Here is a 22540-nt window from a genome sequence, read left to right on the forward strand (position 1 = left end):
CTCGACGGCGCTCAAGCGAGGGGCGCGAGGTCGTCGAGCGAGTCGATCTCGTACGTCGGCTCCGCGGTGAGGTCGTAGTCCGCGCGGTGCGGTCGGCGGACGAACGCGGAGTCGATGCCCGCCCGGCGGGCGGCCAGCACGTCGACGTTGCTGTCGCCGACGTAGAGCGCGGTTCCGTCCCGTGAGTCGACGCCGAGATCGGCGAGGGCGCGTTCGAGGTAGTGTGGGGAGGATTTCGTCAGGCGGACGGCATCGAGCGTCGGTTCGCGGCCGTACCGGACCGCGAAGCGTTCGGCGAGGTCGTACGCCTCGACGACGTGGTCGACGGTGCGCTGCTGCGTGTTCGAGACGATCGCGAGGTCGCAGTCGAGGTCGAACAGGGCGTCGACGTCGTCGTACAGCGACTTGCGCCCCGTCTCGAGCGCCTCCCGCTGGGCCGCCGCGGCGCACGCCTCGTGTCGGGGCCAGAACGTCTCGGCGGGGACGCCGTGGACGTCACAGACGCGCCTGATCCGACCGAGTCCCCCGTGAACGACGCTGTCGATCCCTTCGGTCGTCGGGTCGACGTCGAACGCCGCGAAGGCCGCCCGCGCCGCCGCCCGCCACACCTCGCTCGACGTCCGCTCGGTGAGGACGCCCTCGTTGTCGAGGATGATCGCGTCGTACCCCATACGCTCCACAGGTCGACGAGCCTCCCAGTCTCTTGCTACGAGCCGTACTGGGGGTGGCCTACCGTTCCTGTGTGCTATTGTGTCGCGTCGCCGGACCGCCGTCACTGTCTCGGATGTCTTCCACGGGGCCGCCGTCGAGTCCGTCGCGGATGTGCCCCGCGACCCGAGCACGGACGAGTCCGTCGACGACCCGGTCGTCGAACAGCGCCTTCGACCGCGCTGCCGCCTCGTCGTCGACCGAAAACGACAGCTCGGGGTAGTCGACGGCGGTGAGCACGAGCGGTTCGGCGGGCGCGGGTGGGATCCCGTCCGGCCCGGCGAGCGGTGTCGGGATCAGGGCCCGCTCGACGGTCGCGAGCGGCTCGCCCTCGCCGACGGCGTGGACGAGTGAGACGGCCCGGCGGACCAGCTGGCGGGCGAACCCACCGGCGACGAACCGGACCACGAGAAACGCCCCCTCTCGCTCGACCATCGCGCGCAGTTCCCGGAGCGTCCCCTCGTCGTCGGGGGTGAGGTTGGCGAAGTCGTGTTCGCCGCAGAGCGCCGCCACCGCGGCGGCGACGCGGCCGTCGTCGGCGTCCGGTGCGTGCAGGTAGTAGGTGTACGTCCGGCTGGCGGCGTCGTGCGTCGCGTGGAACCCCGCTCCGGTGTCGGCGCGAGCCCACGCCCGAACCTCGGCCGGGAGTTCGCTGTTCAGCGCGGCCGGCGAACACCACGCGGGACAGCGGAACCCGACCGTCTGTGCGAGCGCCGAGACGCCCGCGTCGGTCCGACCCGCCGCCGCGTAGCCGGGTGGGAGGTCGTCCTCTGCGGCGAGCCCGAGCGCCCTGATCGCGTCGAGGAGCGTCCCCTCGACGGTCGGGACCGTGGGCTGGCGCTGGAAGCCGTAGAACGACCGGCCGTCGTAGGCGATCCGGAACGCTCGCATCCGGTCTTCTCCCCCGGAGGGGTCGTCGGTCGTGATCCGTGGCGTCCCGTCGCTTCCGCGGCCGCCGCTCTCGTCGGCGCTTCCAGGGGATCCGACGCCCCCAGAACCTTCGAACGCGTCGACCTCCACGGCTCCGTCGACGCTCCCGCCGTCTTCGGCCATCGGAGGACCCTTCTCGCGGCCGACACTTGAGTCCGCCGAGGCGCGTCAGATCACCGCCGGAGCGTCAGACCCCGCCCAGGGCGTCGCTCCCGCCATCGGTTTCGGTCTCGACTTCGGCTTCGGCGTCGTCCGCGTCGGTTCGCTTCTCGCCCCGGACGGTCAGGACGGGCACCGCGCTGCTCCGGACGACACGCTCCGTCACACTGCCGAGCAGGAACCGCTGGACGCCGTGTCTCCCGTGCGTTCCCATCACGACGAGGTCGATGCCGTGTTCGTCGGCGTAGTCGGTGATGACCTCGTGAGGGTGGCCGTGGAGGACCGCCGTCTCGCAGTCGACGCCCGCGTCCGCCGCCGCGTTCGCCACGTCGCCGACGAGGGACGCGCCCTGCTCCTCGAAGCCGGCGAGGACCACATCGGAGTCGGCTCGCGCGGCGCGGAGCGCCTTGTCGTCGATGACGTAGATGGCGTGGAGCGTCGCGTCGTACGCCGCCGCGAGGCCGATGGCGTGTTCGCGGGCGGCCTCGCTCGGGGCGCTGCCGTCGGTGGGGAGGAGTATCGTCTCGTACATGTTGACGGGGACGACCGCGGAGGTGTTAAACACCCGCGCCGGTTCCCCCGCGATGAGACCGGGGTCGGTGTCGATCGTGTGGCCGAGGTCGGTGTCGATCGTGTGGCCGAGGTCGGTGTCGATCGTGTGGCCGAGGTCGGTGTCGATCGTGTGGCCGAGGTCGGTGTCGATCGTGTGGCCGAGGTCGGTGTCGACCGCCACGGCGTCCGCCCGTGCGTGCCCGTCGGACCGACACCATCGGGCGACGTCGCCGGGGTCGGATCTGCAGCCGACTCGTCCCGTCTCCGTCAGGCGAAGTCGTCGTAGCCGGGCGCGTCGCGGTCGCCCGGGAAGTCGTCGACGGGCGCGGTCGTCTGCTCGCCGGTCGCCATCTCCTTCAGTGTCACCTCGTCGTTCGCGAGGTCCTGTTCCCCCACGACGACGACCGTCCGGGCGTTGATCGAGTCGGCGTACGACAGCTGCGAGCCGAACCCCCTGTCGGCGAGGTCGGTCTCGACGACGTGTCCCCGGTCGCGGAGGTCGCGGGCGATCCGCGCGGCGACCTCGCGGGTGTCGCCCACGGTGAGGACGTAGTAGTCCGTCGCGAGCTCCTCGGCGGGCCAGACGCCGGCCCGCTCGCAGAGCAACTGGAGCGTCGCGTCGCCGAGTGCCACGCCCACCGCGGGCGTCGGCTGGCCGCCGAACGACTCGATGAGGTCGTCGTAGCGGCCCCCGCCGAACACCGCCCTCGAAACCGAGCCGGTGGTGTCGAAACACTCGAAGACGACGCCGGTGTAGTAGTCCAGCCCCCGCGCCGTCTCCAGCGAGAGGGTACAGTACTCGCGAACGCCGAGGTCCTCGGTCGCGTCAAGGACGGCCCGGAGGTTCCCGACCGCGGCCTCGACCCGGTCGGTCCCCGCGAATTCGACGAGGGCGTCGAGGTCCTCTGCCGAGAGCAGGTCGTCGAACTCTCGAGCCTGATCGTAGCTCAGCCCCGCCTCGTGGAGGAGGTCGTAGTACTCGTTCCGCTCGACCTTCGCGCTCTTGTCCACGGCGCGGATGGCCTCGCGCACGTGAACGCTTTCGTCGAACGACTCCAGGAGGCCACCGAGGATGTCGCGGTGGGAGACCCGGAACTCGAACTCGTCGGCCGACAGCCCGAGGCCGGTGAGCGCGTCGGCGGCCACCGCGAGGATTTCGGCGTCGGCCTCCGGTTCCGCGGAGCCGAAGACGTCGACGTTCGTCTGGTAGAACTCGCGGAAACGACCCTGCTGGACCTGCTCGTACCGCCAGAACGGTCGCGTCGAGGTCCACTTGATCGGCTTCGACAGCTCCTGTCCGCGGGCGACGACCATCCGCGCCACCGTCGGGGTGAGCTCGGGAGTGAGCGCCACGTCGCGTCCGCCCTTGTCCTCGAACGTGTACAGTTCGTCGACGATCTCCTCGCCGCTCTTGTCGACATACATCCGCGTCCGCTCCAGCGCCGGCGTCCCCACCTCGCGGAAGCCGTAGCGGGCGGCCGCGTCCTCGACGGTGTCGAGTACCTCCCGCCGGGCGGCCATCTCCCCGGGGTAGAAGTCACGAAACCCCTTGAGTCGGTCGTACATGGCCGGAAGTTTGCGAGGCGGGCTTGAAAGCTTTCACATCCCGCTCGTTCGCGTTCTGCGTGCGGACGTGTGACACTCGTTCGCGCCCGGTGCGTGGTTGTGCGACGTTCGCTCGCGTTCGGTGTGACGGCGTCCGACTTGGTTGGGCACGACTCGCGGAGTCCGGTGGGCACGTCCAACAGTGAGACACAGTGAGCACGTCCGACAGCACGACGACCGCACGACGCACGGGCGCGGTGACGCCACAGACCTCCCCAGCCGACTCCCTCACTCACTGCGTTCGCTCGATCGTCCCTCGCGCGTGTCGCGGACGGAGCCGCGACCGTCACGCGCCACCGCATCCCGTCTCGTGTGCTCGGTTCGCCCGTTCGCGGCTTCGGCTTCCACGACGGCGTACGAGATCTTCGGGAGGGGACTGAACGGGTTTCTCGTCGTAGAGGCTGTCACTGGTACCGTTCTCGTGTTCCCGACCGACACCCGGTCACGATTCAGAGACGCGTACACGCACTGTCCCACTCGGCGCACGACTGTCCTCCCGTGTCACCACAGACACCCGTCCTCCGACCTTCACAGCGCGATGAGACCCACGCCACAGACCGCCAGCGCGGCGGCGACGAGTCTGGTCGCGAACGCGCGTTCCCGAAGCACGATCCCCCCGAGCACCACCGCGACGATGGCCTGCGTGTTGATGATGGGCGAGGCGATGCTCGCCGCCACCTGCTGGAACGCGAGTGAGGTGACGTGCTCGCCCAGGGCGACGCCCCCGCCGGCGGCGACGAACTTCGGAAGGTCCTCGCGCACGGGCACCCACTCGCGGAGTGCCAGGGGGAGAACGACGACGAGCACGCCGACGAGGAGCGTCGGCACCCAGAGTTCGGGCTGGAGACCGAGTTCTTGGAGGGCGAGTCGCTTGCCCACATCGCTGACGCCGTAACACGCGGCGCTCAGGAGCGCGAGCTGTGCAGGGCGGGCGGTCGCGGCCTTCCGAAGCGGGTCGAGGAGGCTCCCGGTGCGGTAGTTCGCGACGTAGACGGCGAGCGTGGCGACGACGACGCCGGCCACCTGGAGGGGCGTCAGCCGCTGGTGCAGGAACAGCACCTCGATCGGGAGGACGAAGACGGGGACGATCTTGTTGATGGGGGTGACGTACGACACCTCCCCTACGGAGAGCGCGCGGAGGAACAGCAGGAGCGCCGCCGCCGTCGCCAGGACGGTGCCGACGACCACCCCCGCCTCGCTCGCGCCGAACGCGCTGAACGGGGAGAGCCCCACGGTCCGGACCCGCGAGGCGGCCAGGGGGAGATACCAGAGGATCGCGGCGGCGTTGACGACGACGGTCAGCACGGTCCCTGGGTAGCGTGCGAAGTAGCGTTTCAGGCCGAAGATGTACGTCCCCCAGACGAACGCGGCGACCACGGCGTAGGCGATGCCGGGCGAGACGAGAACCATCAGTGGCGCGTCTTCGGTCGGTGGCCAAAGACGTTCGGGTTCGTCACGGGCGGCCGGTGCTACCGCTCTTTCAGCCCGCGAACGCGCGTCTGGGTGTGGTCCGGGAACACCTCACTCACCGCGGCGTCGCCGTGGACCTCGGCGAGCAGCGCGCGGAGTTCCGACTCGTAGTCGGCTTTCGGCACCGCCGCGCTGGGCCCCGACTCGACGTCGAGCCGGCGTTCGACGAGCCGGTCGATCGCGCGGCGTCCGAACCCCGACAGCGGCGAGAGGTAGTCGACGTCGTAGCGGTCCTCGAGCGACTGTGCTTGCGCGCGCGAGACGGTCGGGACCCGGTCGTCGCGGCGGGTCCCGTCGGCGATCGCGGTGACGTCCAGCTCGGCCACCCGCTCCAGTGCGTGGATGTGGACCCGCTGGATCCCGTTCCGGGGGTAGCCGTCGTCGTAGATGCGGTCGACGGCCTCCCGCGCGACGTCGGGGTCGAGTTCGACGCGCTCGAAGCCGTAGCCGAGCGCACGGGCGGCCTCGCGGGCGTGACGCCAGTCCTCCGTGACGCCGAAACAGGCGGTCACGAGCGTCACATCGTAGAACGAGTCGAGTAGGAGCGCGGCCAGCGTGGAGTCCTTCCCGCCGCTGTACAACAGGGCGAGCTCCATCACCGGCGTCGGATGTCGAAGCTCTTCGAGTCGGGCTGCATCTCCTTCAGGAGGTTCTTCATCTGTTCCTCGTCGATGCGCTGCTGGAGTCGACCGCTCTGGGCGAGGGCGACCAGCTGGCGCTCGACCTGGTCGGCGAAGTCGGGCTTCGACATCTGGACCGCGTTGAGCCGCTGGCGCGCCCCGTCGGTGAGGTGCTGTTTGAGCAGGGCCTGCTTCTGCGCCTCCGCCTGTTCCTGGGCGGCCTGTTGCGCCTCCTCGTCGACGGCCCCCTGACCCTGGCCGCCGCCCTGCTGCTGCTCTCGGAGTTCCTGCATCTTCTTCTCGCGGAGCTCTTCGAGCCGGTCGTCGTCTGGACTGCCACTCATACGCTCGTGTTCGCGGTAGCGACAAAAAACCGTTACGGACCCCTCAGCTCGCGTGTTCTCTCCCCGGTCCGACGAAACCGGCGGACGCGACGTTCAGGCGTACCGTTCGAGGTCGGGACGGTCCAGCGAGCCGAGCACGTCGCCGGCGACGGAGTCGAGGAAGCTCTGCCCCTCGGGCGTGATGCGGCGTCCCTCGCCCTTGACCGTCGTCACCAGCCCCTCTTCTTCGAGCTGCTGGAGGGCGACGCGGATGATCTTCTTCGACCCGTCCGACTTACTCGCCTTCGCGACGCGATAGCGGCTCGAGCCGCGCTTCTTTCCGCCGTACTCCGTCGCCAGCCGGTCGATACCCGTCGGCCCGTCCATCGCGATCTTCCGGAGGAGCGACGCCGCACGGACGTACCAGAAGTCGTCCTGTTGTGGCGGGAGCTCCCGGCCCGATCCGCTCTTCGTGAAGTTCGCCCACTCGGGCGGCTCGATCCGGTCTTCGAGTTCCGCGGCGACCGCCTCGATGAGGGCGTCTGCCGGGACGTCGTAGAGGGTTACCATGGGCAGTAGTTCCCGAGGACGGCGTTTAAACCCATCGTATCAGACCGATGGTGTGGGCGTCTCACACGCCCCCTGAGCCGCCTGCGGCGGTTTTAGGGAGGTTCCGGCTTCGAGCGCTGTGTGTCGTGACCGTCCGCCGCGCTTTCGGATTCGTGCGCGTTCGTGCCGGCCGCGCTCGGCGTCTCGGACGCGGCTCGGCGGCGACTCAGAACCGACTCCCCATGCCGGTCGTCCCGAGCACGGTCCCGCCGAGCACGACCGGCGTCCAGTAGACGAACCCTCGAAAGAGCACCACGCCCGCGGTCGCGATCTTGAAGCCGACGGCCGGCGAGGCGGCGGCGATGAGGATGGCGAGCGTCCACTCGATCCCGCCGGCACCCCCCGGAAGCGGCGTGACGCCCGCGATCGCGCCGATGGGGACGACGAACAGCGCGATGGAGAACGCGATGGGCTCGCCGATGGCGACGAACGCGAACCAGAGCGCGACCATCTGGAACCCCCAGCCGACGGCGGAGAGCACGAGCGCGATAGCCAGCCCTCGGGGGTTCGTCGCGATGCGCTCGATGGCGCGGAAGAAGCCCGTGATGCGCTGTTCGAGCCCCTCGGCGGTCGGGACCGACACCCGCGGAACCACGCGGGCGACCGCACGGATGAGCGGGATGAGCGCGTCGACGATCCGGTGTTCGAGTTCGTACCGGCGGGTCCAGCCGACGTAGACGAGCGAGGGCACCACGAGGGCGAGGATGCCGACGGCACCGATGGCGAACTCCAGCCGCCGGCCGAGCGTCACCTCCGTGGCGTAGTAGCCCGCGCCGACGAGCGCGATGGTGATCGACGGGACGAAGTTGAGCGTGTCGACGCTGGCGATGGCGGCCAGTCCAGTCTCGTACTCGGCGTCGGTTGTGCGGTTGATGAGGAGCGCCGTGACGGGTTCGCCACCGGCCTGCCCGAACGGCGTGATGTTGTTCGAGAACATCGCCCCGCTGAACACCAAGAACGACCGCACTCGCGAGAGTTCGACGCCGAGGACGCCGAGGACGGTCCTGAGCGCGCCCCCCCACGCGGCGAGCCACCCCAGCGTCGCGAGGAGGACCAGCCCCACGTAGCGCGAGTCCGCCGTCGTGAGCTGCGTAACGAGGTCGTCGACGCCTGCGGTGTAGAACAGTACGGCGAACACCGCGAGGGTCGCCGCGAACCCGACAAGGGTCGCACGGAGGTTCTCGCGGCCCATACCGGCGCGTGGTGGAGCGAGTGTATTAAGGCTCCGAAAGCGACCGTCGGGAGCGACTCCGAACGCGACCGGCGACTGCCACGAGCGGAAGGGAACCTTTTCGACGGCGGCCCTCCCGGTGGGGACATGGACGAGCGGACCGCGCTGCGGATGCTCGCCGACGTGCTCCCCGTCGCCGGGGACGACGCCGCCGTCGTCGACGACCTGGTCGTGACGACGGACATGCTCCACGAGACGACGGACTTCCCGACGGGGACGACCCGGTACACGGCCGGCTGGCGCGCCGTCGGGGCGTCGCTCTCCGACGTGGCGGCCATGGGCGTCCCGGCGACGGCAGCCGTCGCCGCCTACGCCGCCCCGCAGTTCGACGAGGACGAACTCACCGCCTTCGTCCACGGGGCACGCGACGTCGCCGAGCGCGTCGACGCCACGTACGTCGGCGGGGACCTCGACCAGCACGAGGAGTTCACGACCGCCACCACCGCCATCGGTCGTGTCGGAGAGACGGTGCCGGTACTGCGGTCGGGAGCCCGTCCGGGCGAGGTGGTCTGTGTCACCGGAACGCTCGGTCGCAGTGCCGCTGGCGTCCGGGCGTTCGAACACGACGACGCCGACCGGGGCAACGAGCTGTTCCAGTTCGTTCCCAGAGTCCAGGAAGGGACGCGGCTCGCCGCGCACGCGACCGCGATGATGGACTCGAGCGACGGGCTCGCCCGGTCGCTCCACCAGCTGGCCGACGCCTCCGACTGCGGGTTCGTGGTCGACGCCGATCGGATCCCGGCTCACGACGCTCTCGCCACGTACGCCGATCCGGCCGACGTGTGGGACCTGACCGTCGCCTTCGGCGAGGACTTCGAACTCGTCTGTACCCTGTCCCCGTCGGCCCTCGCCGAGGCGCAGGCCGCACTCGACGCGTTCGGCACCTCGCTGACGGTCGTCGGCGACGTCGTCGAGTGCGACGCGGGGATCACGGTCGACGGCGAGCCGCTCCCCGACCGTGGATACACTCACGGCCAGTGAGTGCGGGACGGCACGCACGGTGTGCGAATCGTGGCGGCCTGATCGGGGCCATATCCCCCGATTAATGGGTCGTTAACGCCGGATTTCTCGACGCACTTCCCGACGTCAGACGCCCATGATTCGGATCGGGACGAGGAGGAAACAGAGCGCACCGAGCGCGAACGTGAGCAGGCCGACGACCTGCCGGCGCCCATCGAGCGGTGTCTCGTCGATGGGTTCTGCCGGGCCGTTGTAGGCGATGACGGTCGCGAACAGCCCCCAGAACGCCCAGAGTCCCACCGACTCGTTGAGTCCCAGTCCCCGTCCGTAGTGGAGGTACGCCGCGAGACCGAACAGGACGAGCGGCACCAGCGCGGCGACGGTCTCCTGCCGTTCGCCGAGCATCGCGCGGAGCATGTGTCCGCCGTCCAGCTGGCCGACGGGGAGCAGGTTGAGCACGGTGAAGAACATCCCCACCCACCCGCCGATGATGACGGGGTGGACCGTCTTCGCCGGATCCGTGTAGCTGGTCGGCTGGCCGATGGCCGTCGCGATGAGATCCAGGAGGGGCGGGTTGTTGAACACGATCACCTCGCCGCTCTGCTGGAGCACGCGGGCGGGGACCGTCATCGGCGGGAGCGAGAGCCCGACGACGGTGACCACGATGGTCGCGGCGAGTCCAGCCAGCGGGCCAGCGACGCCGATGTCGAACAGTGCACGCCGGTCGGGCATCTGTCCGCGCATCCGGATGATCGCCCCGAGCGTACCGAACGGGAAGATGAAGGGTATCAGATAGGGGAGCGAGACGTCGACGCCGTGGTACCGGCCGACGACGTAGTGACCGAGTTCGTGGGTGGCGAGGACGCCGAGGACCGCGGCGGTGAACGGCCACGCACGCAGCACCAACAGCGGGTTCCGCTGGAGCGACTCGAGCGGGACGTAGTACCACGCGACGCTCCCGACGAACAGCGTCGACAGCACCGTCGCCACGAACAGCGCCACGTTCTTCCACGGAATCCCGTCGGGACCGGGTGAGATCGGTTCGGCGATCACGACGTCGTCGGTGCCCGACCGCGTCGTCGCCAGACGGGCGTCGTACCCCGCTTCGCGGAACGCCGGCCACACCTCCTCGATGAGCGTCCCGCGTGGGACCAGCGCCTCGCCGTAGAAGAGGATGCGGTCGCCGTCGCGATGCGTCTCGCGGAGGGCGAAGACGGACTGGAGCACCTCTCTCGGCGTCTCCGATTCGGCCGGAGCCATCACTCGCGGTAAGGGGGACACCGGTATAAATCTCGTGTCACCCGCGGCTGCCGACGCTGTCGAGTGTCAAAAAGCAACCGCAGAGAGCGGGGGGGGGGGGGACGTGTCGGGCGAGCGTGTTACGCGGGGGCGGCCTCTCGTCGCTCGATGCGCCAGGTGGTCGCGGACGTGTACGACCACTTCTCGACTTCGAGTTCGGTCGCGGAGTCACGGAGTTTGACCATCAGGGCGCCGATCTCCTTGGGGGACAGACCGACGTCGTCGGCGATGAACTTGCTCTTGAAGTACATCTCGCCGTCCTGTGCCTTCTCGAGCAGGTACTGCTTCAGGCGTTCTTCTTTCGAGCTGCCGTCGGTGGAGGGGGGTACGGTTGCGCTCATCTCGTTCACCTCACTCCACTGCTGGACTCGGAAGGGTATATAAACGGAGGAACGTTAGGAGCAGTTCGGATGCTTTCAGGCCGATCCGACGTTTTACGAACGGTTCACGACTCTTTGAGACATTGTTAGACATTTTATACTGACTCTTGAGATTTTTATTCGGCAAAAATTATATCGAATTTAATACCTCCCTCTCGGCGTCGAAACCCGTCTGACGGGCGGCATGTTGACGCAATAATTGCCGAAAGAGCCGTGCCAGGCACCTGGGGCGTGCGGCGAGCGCCACGGCGTGTCGCGGGGATCGCGCCCCTCGACACCGACCGAGAGACGCCCGGGGTGCGTTCCGTTCTCGACTGAGAACGTCCAAGACACGTCGTCGATCCCCGAGACAGTCGGCGACTGGACGGTCGCGCCCGCGCGTTCGCCCGCGACGACCGACCCGACTACCGCTCGTGCCGCCAGAACGTGTCTTCGACCGTGACCTCCTTTTTGAACAGCGGCACCTCGTCCTTGAGCCGGTTGATACCGTCCTCGACGGTCCGGAACGCCTCCTCGCGGTGTCCGGCGAGGACGACGACGAAGACGATGTCGTCGCCGTCGGGGATAACGCCGGTTCGGTGGTGCATCTCCACGTCGAGCACCCCCTCACGCGCCTCCAGTTCACGGCAGATGGTCGCCATGCGCTCCTCGGCGACGCCCTCGTACTTCTCGAACTCGAGTGCCGTCGTCCGCGGGTCGTCGTCGCCGTCCTTCGCACGGACGCGGCCAGTGAACGTGGCGATCGCTCCCGCGCGGTCGGCTCGGGGGGACGCCTTGATCCGGGCGACGAGCGTCCCCAGCGTGACGTGTGGTTCGACGCCGCCGAGCGCGTCGAGCACCGCGTCGAGGTCGACCTCGTCGGCCGACGCCGCCGCCACGAGCGACTCTGGCACGTCTACGTCGCCGAGAGCGACCGTCGGCACGTCCACGTCGGCGAATCCGAGACAGATCGCGTAGGCGTACCGTGGTGCGACGTCGTCCAGCACTGCCCCGAGCGAACGGCCGGTTCCCGCCGCGTTCCACGACTCGTCGGCCAACCGGTACGTGTCGGCCGTCCCGTCGTGGTCGACTGTCTCAACCGACTCGACGACCACGACGGGTCCGTCGAGCCGTGGGGTGAGCCGCGCCGCCAGGTCACCCGCACCCGTACCGGCGATGCCGAATACTCGCATACCCCAACGCGGTGACCGACCGGCTTTAGTGTTTCCCGCGCCGGGTCGACCGCGGCACACGGCGCCTCCACGGCTCGTCCCTGGCTGCGACTTGATAACTCTTAAGCCCCGCTCTCGGCAATCCGATGCCAATGAGAGTCGTGGTTTCTATCGGCGGGAGCGTGCTCGCGCCGGAGCTCGATCCTCGACGCGTCGAGGGGCACGCTGCCGTCATCGAATCTCTCGCGACGGAGGGCTGTGAACTCGGTATCGTCGTGGGCGGCGGCGGCGTCGCACGCGACTACATCTCTGCCGCACGCGATCTCGGAGCGAACGAGGTCCAGCTCGACCAGCTCGGTATCGACGTGACGCGCATCAACGCGCGGCTGCTCATCGCGGCCCTCGGTCCCCGCGTCGATCCGAAGCCGGCACACACCTACGAGGACGCGGGCGACTCCATCAGGCGCGGGGACGTGTCGGTGATGGGTGGCGTCACGCCGGGACAGACGACCGACGCGGTGGCCGCAGCCCTCGCGGAGTACGTCAACGCCGACCTCCTGATCTACGCGACGAGCGTCGACGGCGTCTACAGTACCGACCCGAACGTCGACTCCACGGCGGAGAAGTACGAGACGCTCTCGGCCGCGGAGCTCGTCGACGTCATCGGCGGCATCGAGATGAACGCCGGGGCCTCCGCCCCCGTCGACCTCCTCGCCGCGAAGCTCATCGAGCGGTCGAAGATGCGGACGATCGTGCTCGACGGCACGGACCCCGGCCGGATCGAGGCGGCCGCCCTGCGCGGCGACCACACCGGGACGGACATCGTCCCCGAAGGGACGGACGAGGTGCCGACCTACTGGGCACAGCGATGACCGACGACGGGCGCGACCCGGACCTGGACGCGGACGAGGTCGACACGGATGCCGACGAGGCTGACACGGATGCCGACGAGGTCGATCCGGTCATCGATGGCGACGACGGCCCGACAGACGAAGCCGACGGGGAGACCGGCCCGTACCGCGTCTTCTGGGCCGACGAGGTCGCCGACGCGATCGAGGCGCGGTCGCCGGAGGACCCGATCGTCATCAAGGGTGGCGTCTCCCCCTCGGGGATCCCGCACCTCGGCCACTTCAACGAGATCATGCGGGGCTACTACGTCGCCGCGGTGCTCCGCGAACGCGGCCACGAGGTCCGACAGGTGTTCACCGCCGACGACCGCGACGCCCTCCGCAAGGTGCCGCGAACGCTCGCCGACGCTGACTGGAACCTCGTCGGCCTCGGCGACGTCGACGCGGGCGCCCTGGGACGGAACCTCGGGGTGCCGTACACGTCGATCCCCGACCCGTTCGACGACTGCGACCACGACTCCTACGGCGACCACTTCAGTTCCCTCCTGGACGAGAGCGCCGAGCGCATCGGCGTCACCGTCGAGATGCTGTCGAACACCGCGATGTACGAGGCGGGCGACTTCGACGACGTGGTCCACCACGTCCTCGCGAACGCCGACACGGCCCGCGAGGTTCTGAGCGCGTACCAGGGGGGCGTCGACGACTCGTACGTCCCGTTCATGGCGCAGTGTGCCGAATGCGGGCGGCTCACGACCGCGATCGTGGGGGTCGACCTCGACGCCCGGACGGTCGACTACGTCTGTTCCGGGCTGGAGGCCGGCGGCCAGCAGATCGAGGGCTGTGGCCACGAGGGGACCGCGACGTTCCGCGAGGGCAAGCTCCCCTGGCGGTTCGAGTGGCCCGCCCAGTGGCAGGTCCTCGGCGTCGACTTCGAGCCCTTCGGCAAGGACCACGCCGAGGGGTCGTGGCCCTCCGGCGAGGAGATCGCCCGCACCGTCCTCGGCATCGAACCGCCCGTCCCCATGACGTACGAGTGGTTCACGCTCAACGGCGAACCCCTGTCGTCGTCGTCCGGCAACGTCGTCACGGTCGACGAGGTGCTCACGCTGCTCGAACCCGAGGTGCTGCGGTACTTCTTCGTGCGGAACCCGAAGAAGGCGAAGGACTTCGATCTCTCTCGGCTGGACCAGCTCGTCGACGAGTTCGACCGCTTCGAGCGCGTCTACTTCGGCGAGGTCGACGACGACACCGTCGAGGCGCTCGCCGACCGTGCCTACCCGTTCGTGGTGGACGACGTGCGCGAGGAGCGAGTCCGCATCCCGTACACGTTCGCCGCGGTACTCGGGATGACCGACGATCCCGAACTCAGAGAGCGGATGGCCCGTAACGAGGGACACATCGCGGACGACACGCCCGCGTGGGCCGTCGAGGAGGCGCTGGCTCGGGTGGAGAAGGCCCGTGCGTGGGCCGAACGGATGGACAACGAGTACAACTACCGCCTCCAGGCCGACCTGCCAGACGTCGACGTCGACCCGCCGGTCGCGGCGGCGCTCGACGACCTCGCCGACTTCGTCGCCGAGGGCCACGCGGGCGAGGAGATCCAGGGACAGATGTACGAACTCCCCGACGAGCATGGCATCGAGACGGGCGCGTTCTTCGGTGCCGGCTACCGACTCTTCTTCGACGCCGACTCCGGTCCCCGGCTGGGCGAGTTCCTCGGCGAACTCGACCGCGAGTTCGTCGTGACCCGGCTTCGGCGCGAGGGCTGAGGGCTAGTTCCCCTCGATGGCGTCGACGACGACCGTTCCGATCACCGCCAGCCGCGGGTCGACGTCGCCCGTGAGTTCGATCGTATATTTATCGCGGAACGAGAACTGTTCGCCGACGGTCCCGACCACGGTCCCGTCGGGTGTGACGATGTCGTACGAGAAGGGGATGAGCGTCGTGACCAGTCGCCGGAGGGCGGCCATCAGGTGGTTGTCCTCGCGGAGGACCGCGACGACAGTCCCCTCGGCGTCGAGCAGGGCGTACTCGTGTTTGAGGAACGACGCGATCTCGCGCCTGACGCTCCCGACACGCTCGTCGGTGCGGGCGTCGACGACGTCGTACGCGGCGGCGACGTCGAGGACGCTGTCTGCCTTCACGCGGAACATCTCCTCGCCGTCGGGCGTCGAAAAGCGGAAGTCCTCCTTCAGTTTGAGCTTCTTCTTCTTCGCGGTGAGGATCGGCTCGTCGGCGTCACCCTCGTAGACGTTGTACTTCGTGCCGATGCCGATCTTCTGGCGGATCTCGTAGCGGGTGGCGTCGAACATCCACCCCAGCCACGCCGCGCCAGCGGATCAATCTGTCTCCTGCTCGAGAACTGTATTCGCCTCCTGTCACCGTGCTGGAAACTACGTTCGCACCGGGCGCGCCGTCCCGGTTCCGAGAGGGGACACGCTCAAGAGGGTTGCGACCCTCCACCGGACGAGAACAATATGGGTATCCTCGACATCGGCGGCGGACGGGACGCGGACGACGAATCGTCGGTCGACGACGCGACGGACGCGACGGACACGACGGACACGGAACGCGGTGGCCGTGGCGGTCGCCGGCTGCTCCTCGCGCTCGCGATCGTCGGCGGCATCGGAGTGGTGCTGTACCTCCGTTCGCGGCGGCGGGCCGCCCGCGAGGCCGAGTTCACGGAGATCGAACTGGAGCCCACCGACGCCGCGTCGGAGTCCGAATCCGAGTCCGCCTCGACGGAGTAGTGCCTCGCGAACGCGCGACACGCCCCCTCCTGTGACGCACCGGCGACACGCACAATCCGAACGTCTTTGAGCGCGGCTCCCTTCCTCTCGGCTGATGAACACGCTGATCTGGGTGCTCGTCGGCGTCTTCGCCTACTCCCTCATCGGCTTCTTCCTGAAGTCGCGCGGCATCCTGCCCTCCTCCGTTCGTGTCCAGGGACCGCTCACCACGCTGCACACGAAACGGGGGCGTGACTTCCTGAACTGGCTCGCCCGGCCGAAACGGTTCTGGCGAGCCTGGAGCAACGTCGGCGTCGGCATCACGCTGGTCGTGATGGTCGGCACGTTCGCCCTCCTGTTGTTCCAGGGACTCAGCATCCTCCAGAACCCGCCCGCTCCCACGCAGGTGAACCAGCCGCGGAACTTCCTCGTCATCCCGGGCGTCAACGACTTCCTCCCTCTCTCGGTCGCGCCCGAGATCGTCTTCGGGCTCCTCGTCGGCCTCGTCGTCCACGAGGGCGGCCACGGCCTCCTCTGTCGCGTCGAGGACATCGACATCGAGTCGATGGGGCTGGTCTTCCTCACACTGATCCCCGTCGGGGCGTTCGTCGAACCCGACGAGGAGAGCCAGCGCAACGCCGACCGCGGTGGGCGGACACGCATGTTCGCCGCGGGCGTCACCAACAACTTCGCCATCACGGTCGTGGCGTTCGCGCTGCTGTTCGGCCCCGTGATCGGTGCCGTCGGCGTCGCACCCGGCATGGCCGTCCAGGGAACGTTCGACGGCGCGCCCGCGTCCGCCGCAGGTATCGGAAGCGGCGACCGGGTGCTCGCCGTCGCGGGCGAGGACGTCTCCACGGAGACGGAACTCGACGCGGTCCTGTCGTCGACCGACGCCCGGACCGTTGACGTGCGGGTCGACGGCGGCGACGGCCCGCGGACGGTGTCGGTCGAGCGCCGCCTCGTCGTCGTCGGCTCCGTGGGTGGGAACCCGGCGAACCTCGACGTCTCCGACGGCGACGAGCCCATCGCCGTCACCGCGGTCAACGGCACCGAAGTGTTCACCCGGGCGGGCCTCCGCGACGCGACCGAGAACCGGACGTTCGCACGCCTCTCGACCGCTCGCGGTGAGGTCACCGTCCCCGTCGGCGCGTACATCACGCAGGTCGCCCCCGACGGCCCCCTCGCCGACGGTGAGGCCCCGACGAACGGGAGTCTCATCGTCACGAGCCTCGGCGGCGAGCGCGTCACCTCGTCGGCGGATCTCAACGCGGTCCTCGACGGGACGACGCCCGGCCAGACGGTCGAGGTCCGTGCGTGGGCCGACGGCTCGCTGGAGACGTACACCGTCACGCTCGGGGAGAACCCCCGCGACGGCAACGGCTTCCTCGGCGTGAGCATCTTCCCGGGGACGAGCGGTCTCCTGCTCACGGACTTCGGCGCACGGTCGTACCCCGCGGGCACCTACCTGACCCTGCTCGGCGGCGACGGCGGCGACGCGCCGATCGACGTCGTGGACTCGCCGCTCGGACTCGTCTACGTCTCGCTCATCCTGCCGCTCGCTTCGGTGATCCTCGGCATTCCCAACTTCCCGGGGTTCACCCCCGCGGTGATGAACTTCTACACAGTCCAGGGACCACTCGCGGTCCTCGGGAACGGGGTGTTCATCCTCGCGAATCTGCTGTTCTGGACGGCGTGGATCAACCTCCAGCTGGGGCTGTTCAACTGCATTCCGGGCTACCCGCTCGACGGCGGGCGCATCCTCCGCACCGGGACCGAGGCGATCGTCTCCCGGCTCCCGGTCGACCAGCCGCACGCGCTCGTCCGGACCGTGACGACGAGCGTCGGCCTCGTGATGCTCGCGTCGCTCGTGTTGCTCATCTTCGGGCCGACGCTTCTGCGGTGACGAGCTAACCGGACACTGGCGCGGAGCACTGTACTGTACTGTCCGTTCGCGTCGTGAGCGTCCAGACGGTAGTGGGAGCGATCGGGACCGGCGTGTCGCGCTACTCGACGATCACGCCGTCGTCCTTGACGTTGGGCGCGCCGACGATGAACAGCTCCCCGTCCTCGAGCGCCGTCACCTGACGGGCGACCTCCGGCTCGACCACGAGCACGTCGCGGGCGGCGAGCTCGAACGTCTCCTCCCCGCTCTCGGATTCGATCCGGACCTCGAACCGTCCCGAGAGAGCGAGATACAGCTCCTCCTGCTCGCGCTGTCGGTGGTACGGCGTCGACTCGCCGGCGGGGAGGTTCCAGACGGCCGGGCGCATCTTCTCCGGCCGGAGTTCGTAGCCGATGGGGAGGACGGACGCCTCCGTATCCGGTCTGTCGACCGCGACCGGGTCGAGGTCGTCGAGTGAGAGACGTGCGGGCATACGCCACTGCTCGCCCCGTGAGCGCAAGAAGGTATCCCTGTCTGCTCCTCGATGGCCGAGTCACCCGGGGTCGACACGGTCGAGCCGGTCGGGCACCTCCCCGTAGAGCGCGTCGAGCAGGTCGGTGGACAGTGCCAGGAGCTCCGACTGTGCGTCGACGTCGAGCGAGACCCCGACGACGCGGCCGGACGGCTCCACGAGGTGGACGACGAGCGCGCCGTCGAACAGGTGGTACGAGAGGTTGAGTCGGCCGAGTTCGGAGTCGTCGACGAGCGGCGTGGCGCTCAGCCGCTCGGCGTGGTACAGCTCCTCGATCCGGACGAGCCGCGCCTCCGCCTGCGATTTCTCGACTTCGATGTCGTCTCGGAGGTAGTGGATGCGGCTGTTGTTCGGCGTGTACTCGACGCAGCTGCGCAGTGCGTCCCCGAATCGGTCGTCCAGATAGCGCAGTAACCGCTCGATGTCCGCTCCCGGGGACTCGTCCATCCGAGAGAGTGCAATTCGGGACAGATAACTGTAGCCCCTGGCATACCGCCGCGCGTCTCTGCCGTCGTGGTCCCGGCGTTCGATGGCACGCCGCTCACGACGCGACCGTCGTCGCCCAACGGCCGACGGCTCTCTCACGGGAGTGCTCCCTCGCTGGGCGCGACACGCAAGCCCCATACTCCTCGCCTCCCAACCGCCGGGTATGACAGAGGCTCCGCCGACCGACGAGGGGTGGTTCGTGCTCCACGACTTCAGAACCGTCGACTGGGACGCCTGGCGCGACGCGCCCGAGCGCGAGCGAAGCCGCGCCGTTGAGGAGGGGGTCGCCTACCTCTCCGCACACGAGGCCGTCGAGGACGACTCGGCGGGCGCGTCTGCGGTGTTCAGTGTCGTCGGCCACAAGGCCGACCTCCTGCTCCTGCACCTCCGACCGACGCTCGACGCGCTCTCGCGGGCGGAACGACAGTTCGAGACGACGGCGCTCGCCGGGTTCACGGACCAGCCGACGTCGTACGTCTCCGTCACGGAGGTGTCGGGGTACGTCTCGGACGACTACTTCACCGGCGACGAGGCGGCGATCGACGAGGGACTGCGCCGGTACATCGAGGGGAAGCTCCACCCCGACCTCCCCGACGACGAGTACGTCTCCTTCTACCCGATGTCGAAGCGCCGGGTGGGCGACGACAACTGGTACGCCCTCTCGTTCGACGAGCGGCGCGAGCTCATGTCCGAACACGGCGACACCGGCCGCGACTACGCCGGCCGGATCAAACAGATCATCTCCTCTTCGGTCGGCTTCGACGACCACGAGTGGGGCGTGACGCTCTTCGGTGCCGACCCGACCGACATCAAGGACATCGTCTACGAGATGCGGTTCGACGAGGTCTCGGCCAGATACGGCGAGTTCGGCCAGTTCTACGTCGGGCGTCGGTTCCCGCCGCACGACCTCGGCCCCTATCTGCGAGGGGAGTCGGTGCCGACCGGCGAGGCCGCGGGCCACGACGAGGGAGTGGCGCACGGCCACGCTCACGACGCCGCTGGCGACCACCCCCACGGTCCCGACCACGATCACGGCGGGGGCGAGGGCGACCACCCCCACGGGGCGGAGCACGACCACGGGAGCGGCGGTCAGCACGACCACGACCACGGAGACGATGGCGGATCGGACACGGGGACCGACGCGGACATCCGCGGCGAACTCGACGACCTGGACGTCTACGCGGGCAAGCCACACGGCGAGGACGTCTACGCGACCGTCCTCTACTCGGAGGCCGACCCGGACGACCTCTTCGAGGAGGTCGACGGCCTGCGGGCCAACTTCGACCACTACGGCACGCACGTCAAGACGGCGGTGTACGAGGCCGACTCCGTGGACAGAGCCGCCGTGGTGAGCATCTGGGAGACGGCGTCGGCGGCCGAGACCGCCGCGGGCTTCCTCTCGGAGCTCCCCGGCGTGGTCTCTCGCGCCGGCGAGGAGAGCGGCTTCGGGACGATGGGGATGTTCTACACCGTCAAACCGGAGTACCGCGAGGAGTTCGTCGAGAAATTCGACGTCGTTGGCGGGGTGCTCGACGAGATGGAGGGTCACCACGAGACGGCGCTGATGGTCAACCGCGAGGACGACAACGACATGTTCATCTCCAGCCAGTGGCGCTCGCAGGAGGACGCGATGGGATTCTTCCGCTCCGACGACTTCCGCGAGACCGTCCAGTGGGGCCGCGACGTGCTCGCGGACCGCCCCCGGCACGTCTTCCTGGCCTGATTCCGGACCGGCCGGTTCTTCCCGGGTTCGAGTCCCGTACCGTCGTCCCTCCACTGCCCGGTCCGCCCGACGGCACGACGGCTCCCGGCCGAGCGTGGGCGCGCGCTCGACGGTCGGCGGCTCCGGCACGCGGAAGACGACACGGACGACGGTGCCGTCGGTCGGCTTTTGCCCTCCGAGCACCACGTCCCTCCCGATGCCGGACCACGGGTCCCGACAGGACGGAGACGCGGTCGGTCGGTACGTCGCCCGGGACGGCGCGTTCCTCGACGTGAACGCGCGGCTCGCGGCACTCGTCGACGCCTCCCCCGAGTCGCTCCTGGGTGGCGATCCACTCGACGTGATCGTTCCGGCCACCCCCGACGAGACGGACGCCGAACCGCTCCTGCGCGGGACAGAGACGGCACGGGCCGACGGCGTCACACACCCGGTCACGCTCCTCGGACGCGACCCGCTCGACGCGACTATCCGGCTCGCACGGATCGACGACGACGGCGAACCGGCGGTCTTCGGCGTCGTCGTCCCGCACACCGACCCGTCCGTGCCGCATACGGTGTCGGTGCTGGAACGCGCGACCGCCGACCTGGTCCGGGCGACGGGTCGCGAGGAGGTCTGTACGGTCGCCGTCGAGACGGCGGTCGAGGCGCTCGGCCTCGACGTGGTCGGGATCTACGCCCTCGACGACGGACGGCTGTCGCCGGTCGCGTCGAGCGAGGCCGCTGCGGGGCCGTCGTTACCCACGATCGGTCCCACGGACGGGACGCTCTGGGAGCCGCTCCGCACCGGCGAGCCACGCGTCGTCTCCCGGACGGATCACGATCTCGACGTGCCGCTGTCGCTCCTCGTCGTCCCCCTCGGCGACCACGGGCTGCTCGTCGCGGCGGCCGACGGCGACCGGCGTCTCGAGGAGAGCGTCGAGGTGGTACGGCTCCTGGCGACGAACGTCGGCGCAGCCCTCGACCGGGTCGAACGCGAGGAACGACTCGCACGGCTCCACGAGACGACCCGACGCCTGATGAGCGCCGAGACCGCGGCCGAGGTGGCGGACGTCGCCGTCGACATCGCCCGGGACGTCCTGAGCCACGACATCTGTTCGATCAATTTCTACGACCCCGACCGGGACGCGCTCGTGCCGGTCGCGGCGAGCGAGCGTACCCGCGAGTTCCTCGGCGACGAGGGTGATCCGCCCTCGTTCGAGCGGGGCGAGAGCCTCGCGTTCGAGGCGTTCGAGACGGGCGAGACGCGCGTCTACGACCGCGTGAACGAAGAACAGGGCGTCATGGACCCGACGACGCAGATCCGGAGCGAACTCATGATCCCACTGGGAGATCGGGGACTGTTCGTCGCCGGCTCCGTCGTCGCCAGCCAGTACGCCGACACCGACGTCTCGCTGGCGCGCGTGCTCTGTGCGAACGTCGAGGCCGCACTCGAACGGGCCGAACGCGAGGAGACCCTCCGCGCCCGGGAAGCCGAACTCCGCGAGCGCAACGCCCGCCTCGACGAGTTCGCTTCCGTCGTCTCGCACGACCTCCGCAACCCGCTCAACGTCGCGGAGGGACGGCTCGAACTCGCCCGCGAGGCGTGTACGTGCGGCGATCCGGTCGATCAGCACCTCGATATCGTGGCCGAGAGCCACCGGCGGATGGCGGAGCTCGTCGACGACCTCCTCACGCTCGCCAGACAGGGTCGGGGGCTCGGTGACACCGAACCCGTCGACCTCGCGACGCTCGCGCGGACCTGCTGGGAGGGGATCGGCAGCGGCGACCTGGTGATCGTCGACGACGTGACCGTCGACGCCGACCGCAGCCGCCTGCGCGAACTCGTCGAGAACCTCCTGCGGAACGCCGTCGAACACGCCGGGCCGGAGCCGACGATCCGGATCGGTGCGCTCCTCGAAGACGGCGACGACGCGGCCGACGACGGTGAGCGCGCGGGCTTCTACGTCGAGGACGACGGTCCGGGGGTCCCACCCGAGGAGCGCGAGACGGTGTTCGACCACGGTTACTCGACCGACGACGACGGGACGGGCTTTGGCCTGGCGATCGTCGGCGCCGTGGCGGAGTCGCACGGCTGGAAGGTGCGGCTGACCGACGGGAGCGACGGCGGCGCGCGGTTCGAGTTCTTACTCTAGCTCGACCCGGTCGACGAGTTCGTCCAGCGGGAGCTCCTCGTCGCCGCCCGAGCGGAGGTAGACGACGACGCCCACCAGCCCCGTCAGGAGCGTCAGGGCGACCCACTTGCCGATCGGCCGGCCGTGGCGTTTCGCGTCGGCGGCGACCAGGGTCGCGAGGACGGCGTGGACCGCGAGGGTGGCCTTGAGGAGTGTCGCCTTCGACATGG

The 22540-nt window shown here is 69.2% G+C and carries 23 protein-coding genes; 7 read left to right on the forward strand and 16 right to left on the reverse strand.

Annotated features, from left to right (window positions below):
* Nucleotides 1-11: 11 nt before the first annotated feature.
* The 9 genes from FZP69_RS02560 to FZP69_RS02600 form a co-directional block, all read right to left on the reverse strand.
* Nucleotides 12-671: an HAD family hydrolase gene (locus FZP69_RS02560; RefSeq protein ID WP_152039816.1), complete on the reverse strand. Its 660-nt coding sequence runs from the start codon at nucleotides 669-671 to the stop codon at nucleotides 12-14.
* A 58-nt stretch (nucleotides 672-729) separates the two neighbouring features.
* Entirely contained in the window at nucleotides 730-1599 is an 870-nt protein-coding gene (truA, locus tag FZP69_RS02565; protein WP_152041487.1) for a tRNA pseudouridine(38-40) synthase TruA, read from the reverse strand.
* Between the two features lie 226 nt (nucleotides 1600-1825).
* On the reverse strand, nucleotides 1826-2329 hold the full coding sequence (locus FZP69_RS02570; protein ID WP_152041488.1) for a universal stress protein: 504 nt from the start codon (nucleotides 2327-2329) through the stop codon (nucleotides 1826-1828).
* A 287-nt stretch (nucleotides 2330-2616) separates the two neighbouring features.
* The gene (hisS, locus tag FZP69_RS02575) at nucleotides 2617-3915 is read right to left on the reverse strand and encodes a histidine--tRNA ligase (RefSeq protein WP_152039817.1); all 1299 of its coding nucleotides are present in this window, start codon (nucleotides 3913-3915) and stop codon (nucleotides 2617-2619) included.
* A 567-nt stretch (nucleotides 3916-4482) separates the two neighbouring features.
* Complete coding sequence (locus FZP69_RS02580; protein WP_152039818.1) at nucleotides 4483-5364, reverse strand: DMT family transporter; 882 nt, start codon at nucleotides 5362-5364, stop codon at nucleotides 4483-4485.
* Between the two features lie 59 nt (nucleotides 5365-5423).
* A complete protein-coding gene (locus FZP69_RS02585; protein WP_152039819.1) occupies nucleotides 5424-6020 on the reverse strand; it encodes a DUF7411 family protein in 597 nt (198 codons plus the stop codon).
* Nucleotides 6020-6388, reverse strand: a complete 369-nt coding sequence (locus FZP69_RS02590) for a DNA-binding protein (protein ID WP_152039820.1) — start codon at nucleotides 6386-6388, stop codon at nucleotides 6020-6022. Before FZP69_RS02590 ends, FZP69_RS02585 begins: the two co-directional genes overlap by 1 nt.
* A 93-nt stretch (nucleotides 6389-6481) precedes the next feature.
* Nucleotides 6482-6937: a 30S ribosomal protein S19e gene (locus tag FZP69_RS02595; RefSeq protein ID WP_152039821.1), complete on the reverse strand. Its 456-nt coding sequence runs from the start codon at nucleotides 6935-6937 to the stop codon at nucleotides 6482-6484.
* A 205-nt stretch (nucleotides 6938-7142) separates the two neighbouring features.
* Nucleotides 7143-8168 (reverse strand): lysylphosphatidylglycerol synthase transmembrane domain-containing protein, encoded by a 1026-nt coding sequence (locus tag FZP69_RS02600; protein WP_152039822.1) that lies wholly within the window; start codon nucleotides 8166-8168, stop codon nucleotides 7143-7145.
* Nucleotides 8169-8294: 126 nt separating this feature from the next.
* Between FZP69_RS02600 and thiL the strand changes: the two genes are divergently transcribed.
* Nucleotides 8295-9188, forward strand: a complete 894-nt coding sequence (gene thiL / locus FZP69_RS02605; RefSeq protein ID WP_152039823.1) for a thiamine-phosphate kinase — start codon at nucleotides 8295-8297, stop codon at nucleotides 9186-9188.
* A gap of 105 nt (nucleotides 9189-9293) precedes the next feature.
* Here the strand turns inward: thiL and FZP69_RS02610 are convergent, their stop codons facing one another.
* The 3 genes from FZP69_RS02610 to FZP69_RS02620 form a co-directional block, all read right to left on the reverse strand.
* Nucleotides 9294-10427, reverse strand: coding sequence for a site-2 protease family protein (locus FZP69_RS02610; RefSeq protein WP_152039824.1), 1134 nt, complete (start codon nucleotides 10425-10427; stop codon nucleotides 9294-9296).
* Nucleotides 10428-10546: 119 nt separating this feature from the next.
* A complete protein-coding gene (locus FZP69_RS02615) occupies nucleotides 10547-10807 on the reverse strand; it encodes a DUF7123 family protein (protein ID WP_152039825.1) in 261 nt (86 codons plus the stop codon).
* 443 nt (nucleotides 10808-11250) lie between these two features.
* Complete coding sequence (locus tag FZP69_RS02620) at nucleotides 11251-12018, reverse strand: molybdopterin synthase (RefSeq protein ID WP_152039826.1); 768 nt, start codon at nucleotides 12016-12018, stop codon at nucleotides 11251-11253.
* A 131-nt stretch (nucleotides 12019-12149) separates the two neighbouring features.
* Between FZP69_RS02620 and pyrH the strand changes: the two genes are divergently transcribed.
* Together pyrH and lysS are read left to right on the forward strand one after the other, a co-directional pair.
* Entirely contained in the window at nucleotides 12150-12869 is a 720-nt protein-coding gene (gene pyrH, locus FZP69_RS02625) for a UMP kinase (RefSeq protein ID WP_152039827.1), read from the forward strand.
* Entirely contained in the window at nucleotides 12866-14614 is a 1749-nt protein-coding gene (lysS, locus tag FZP69_RS02630; protein ID WP_152039828.1) for a lysine--tRNA ligase, read from the forward strand. The genes pyrH and lysS overlap by 4 nt, the downstream gene beginning before the upstream one ends.
* Nucleotides 14615-14617: 3 nt before the next feature.
* On the opposite strand, the gene FZP69_RS02635 is transcribed toward lysS, so the two are convergent.
* Nucleotides 14618-15157 (reverse strand): hypothetical protein, encoded by a 540-nt coding sequence (locus FZP69_RS02635; protein WP_152039829.1) that lies wholly within the window; start codon nucleotides 15155-15157, stop codon nucleotides 14618-14620.
* Between the two features lie 165 nt (nucleotides 15158-15322).
* On the opposite strand from FZP69_RS02635, the gene FZP69_RS02640 reads away from it, so the two are divergent.
* Together FZP69_RS02640 and FZP69_RS02645 are read left to right on the forward strand one after the other, a co-directional pair.
* The gene (locus FZP69_RS02640; RefSeq protein WP_152039830.1) at nucleotides 15323-15595 is read left to right on the forward strand and encodes a hypothetical protein; all 273 of its coding nucleotides are present in this window, start codon (nucleotides 15323-15325) and stop codon (nucleotides 15593-15595) included.
* Between the two features lie 94 nt (nucleotides 15596-15689).
* Nucleotides 15690-17480: a site-2 protease family protein gene (locus FZP69_RS02645; protein ID WP_152039831.1), complete on the forward strand. Its 1791-nt coding sequence runs from the start codon at nucleotides 15690-15692 to the stop codon at nucleotides 17478-17480.
* Between the two features lie 100 nt (nucleotides 17481-17580).
* Here FZP69_RS02645 and FZP69_RS02650 read toward each other — a convergent pair whose 3' ends face one another.
* Both FZP69_RS02650 and FZP69_RS02655 read right to left on the reverse strand, forming a co-directional pair.
* The gene (locus tag FZP69_RS02650) at nucleotides 17581-17952 is read right to left on the reverse strand and encodes a cupin domain-containing protein (RefSeq protein ID WP_152039832.1); all 372 of its coding nucleotides are present in this window, start codon (nucleotides 17950-17952) and stop codon (nucleotides 17581-17583) included.
* Nucleotides 17953-18012: 60 nt separating this feature from the next.
* Nucleotides 18013-18438 (reverse strand): hypothetical protein, encoded by a 426-nt coding sequence (locus FZP69_RS02655; RefSeq protein WP_152039833.1) that lies wholly within the window; start codon nucleotides 18436-18438, stop codon nucleotides 18013-18015.
* Between the two features lie 202 nt (nucleotides 18439-18640).
* Here FZP69_RS02655 and FZP69_RS02660 point away from each other — a divergent pair, with 202 nt between their 5' ends.
* Nucleotides 18641-20200 (forward strand): heme-binding protein, encoded by a 1560-nt coding sequence (locus FZP69_RS02660; protein WP_152039834.1) that lies wholly within the window; start codon nucleotides 18641-18643, stop codon nucleotides 20198-20200.
* A 196-nt stretch (nucleotides 20201-20396) separates the two neighbouring features.
* A complete protein-coding gene (locus FZP69_RS02665; RefSeq protein ID WP_152039835.1) occupies nucleotides 20397-22331 on the forward strand; it encodes a sensor histidine kinase in 1935 nt (644 codons plus the stop codon).
* Here FZP69_RS02665 and FZP69_RS02670 read toward each other — a convergent pair.
* On the reverse strand, nucleotides 22323-22538 hold the full coding sequence (locus tag FZP69_RS02670) for a hypothetical protein (protein ID WP_152039836.1): 216 nt from the start codon (nucleotides 22536-22538) through the stop codon (nucleotides 22323-22325). The genes FZP69_RS02665 and FZP69_RS02670 overlap by 9 nt on opposite strands.
* Between the last annotated feature and the right edge of the window lie 2 nt (nucleotides 22539-22540).

Origin of the sequence: Salinigranum salinum, from assembly GCF_009176545.1 — an archaeon.
In the GTDB taxonomy this organism is placed as follows: domain Archaea; phylum Halobacteriota; class Halobacteria; order Halobacteriales; family Haloferacaceae; genus Salinigranum; species Salinigranum salinum.

What these genes read in the sequence shown, in the direction of transcription:
- FZP69_RS02620 (WP_152039826.1), bottom strand. Translation starts at nt 12,018, where the DNA reads ATGCGAGTATTCGGCATCGCCGGTACGGGTGCGGGTGACCTGGCGGCG.
- FZP69_RS02570 (WP_152041488.1), bottom strand. Translation starts at nt 2,329, where the DNA reads ATGTACGAGACGATACTCCTCCCCACCGACGGCAGCGCCCCGAGCGAG.
- FZP69_RS02580 (WP_152039818.1), bottom strand. Translation starts at nt 5,364, where the DNA reads ATGGTTCTCGTCTCGCCCGGCATCGCCTACGCCGTGGTCGCCGCGTTC.
- FZP69_RS02655 (WP_152039833.1), bottom strand. Translation starts at nt 18,438, where the DNA reads ATGGACGAGTCCCCGGGAGCGGACATCGAGCGGTTACTGCGCTATCTG.
- FZP69_RS02590 (WP_152039820.1), bottom strand. Translation starts at nt 6,388, where the DNA reads ATGAGTGGCAGTCCAGACGACGACCGGCTCGAAGAGCTCCGCGAGAAG.
- FZP69_RS02645 (WP_152039831.1), top strand. Translation starts at nt 15,690, where the DNA reads ATGAACACGCTGATCTGGGTGCTCGTCGGCGTCTTCGCCTACTCCCTC.
- FZP69_RS02600 (WP_152039822.1), bottom strand. Translation starts at nt 8,168, where the DNA reads ATGGGCCGCGAGAACCTCCGTGCGACCCTTGTCGGGTTCGCGGCGACC.
- FZP69_RS02585 (WP_152039819.1), bottom strand. Translation starts at nt 6,020, where the DNA reads ATGGAGCTCGCCCTGTTGTACAGCGGCGGGAAGGACTCCACGCTGGCC.
- hisS (WP_152039817.1), bottom strand. Translation starts at nt 3,915, where the DNA reads ATGTACGACCGACTCAAGGGGTTTCGTGACTTCTACCCCGGGGAGATG.
- FZP69_RS02595 (WP_152039821.1), bottom strand. Translation starts at nt 6,937, where the DNA reads ATGGTAACCCTCTACGACGTCCCGGCAGACGCCCTCATCGAGGCGGTC.
- pyrH (WP_152039827.1), top strand. Translation starts at nt 12,150, where the DNA reads ATGAGAGTCGTGGTTTCTATCGGCGGGAGCGTGCTCGCGCCGGAGCTC.
- FZP69_RS02650 (WP_152039832.1), bottom strand. Translation starts at nt 17,952, where the DNA reads ATGCCCGCACGTCTCTCACTCGACGACCTCGACCCGGTCGCGGTCGAC.
- FZP69_RS02670 (WP_152039836.1), bottom strand. Translation starts at nt 22,538, where the DNA reads ATGTCGAAGGCGACACTCCTCAAGGCCACCCTCGCGGTCCACGCCGTC.
- FZP69_RS02560 (WP_152039816.1), bottom strand. Translation starts at nt 671, where the DNA reads ATGGGGTACGACGCGATCATCCTCGACAACGAGGGCGTCCTCACCGAG.
- FZP69_RS02610 (WP_152039824.1), bottom strand. Translation starts at nt 10,427, where the DNA reads ATGGCTCCGGCCGAATCGGAGACGCCGAGAGAGGTGCTCCAGTCCGTC.
- thiL (WP_152039823.1), top strand. Translation starts at nt 8,295, where the DNA reads ATGGACGAGCGGACCGCGCTGCGGATGCTCGCCGACGTGCTCCCCGTC.
- lysS (WP_152039828.1), top strand. Translation starts at nt 12,866, where the DNA reads ATGACCGACGACGGGCGCGACCCGGACCTGGACGCGGACGAGGTCGAC.
- FZP69_RS02615 (WP_152039825.1), bottom strand. Translation starts at nt 10,807, where the DNA reads ATGAGCGCAACCGTACCCCCCTCCACCGACGGCAGCTCGAAAGAAGAA.
- truA (WP_152041487.1), bottom strand. Translation starts at nt 1,599, where the DNA reads ATGCGAGCGTTCCGGATCGCCTACGACGGCCGGTCGTTCTACGGCTTC.
- FZP69_RS02660 (WP_152039834.1), top strand. Translation starts at nt 18,641, where the DNA reads ATGACAGAGGCTCCGCCGACCGACGAGGGGTGGTTCGTGCTCCACGAC.
- FZP69_RS02665 (WP_152039835.1), top strand. Translation starts at nt 20,397, where the DNA reads ATGCCGGACCACGGGTCCCGACAGGACGGAGACGCGGTCGGTCGGTAC.
- FZP69_RS02640 (WP_152039830.1), top strand. Translation starts at nt 15,323, where the DNA reads ATGGGTATCCTCGACATCGGCGGCGGACGGGACGCGGACGACGAATCG.
- FZP69_RS02635 (WP_152039829.1), bottom strand. Translation starts at nt 15,157, where the DNA reads ATGTTCGACGCCACCCGCTACGAGATCCGCCAGAAGATCGGCATCGGC.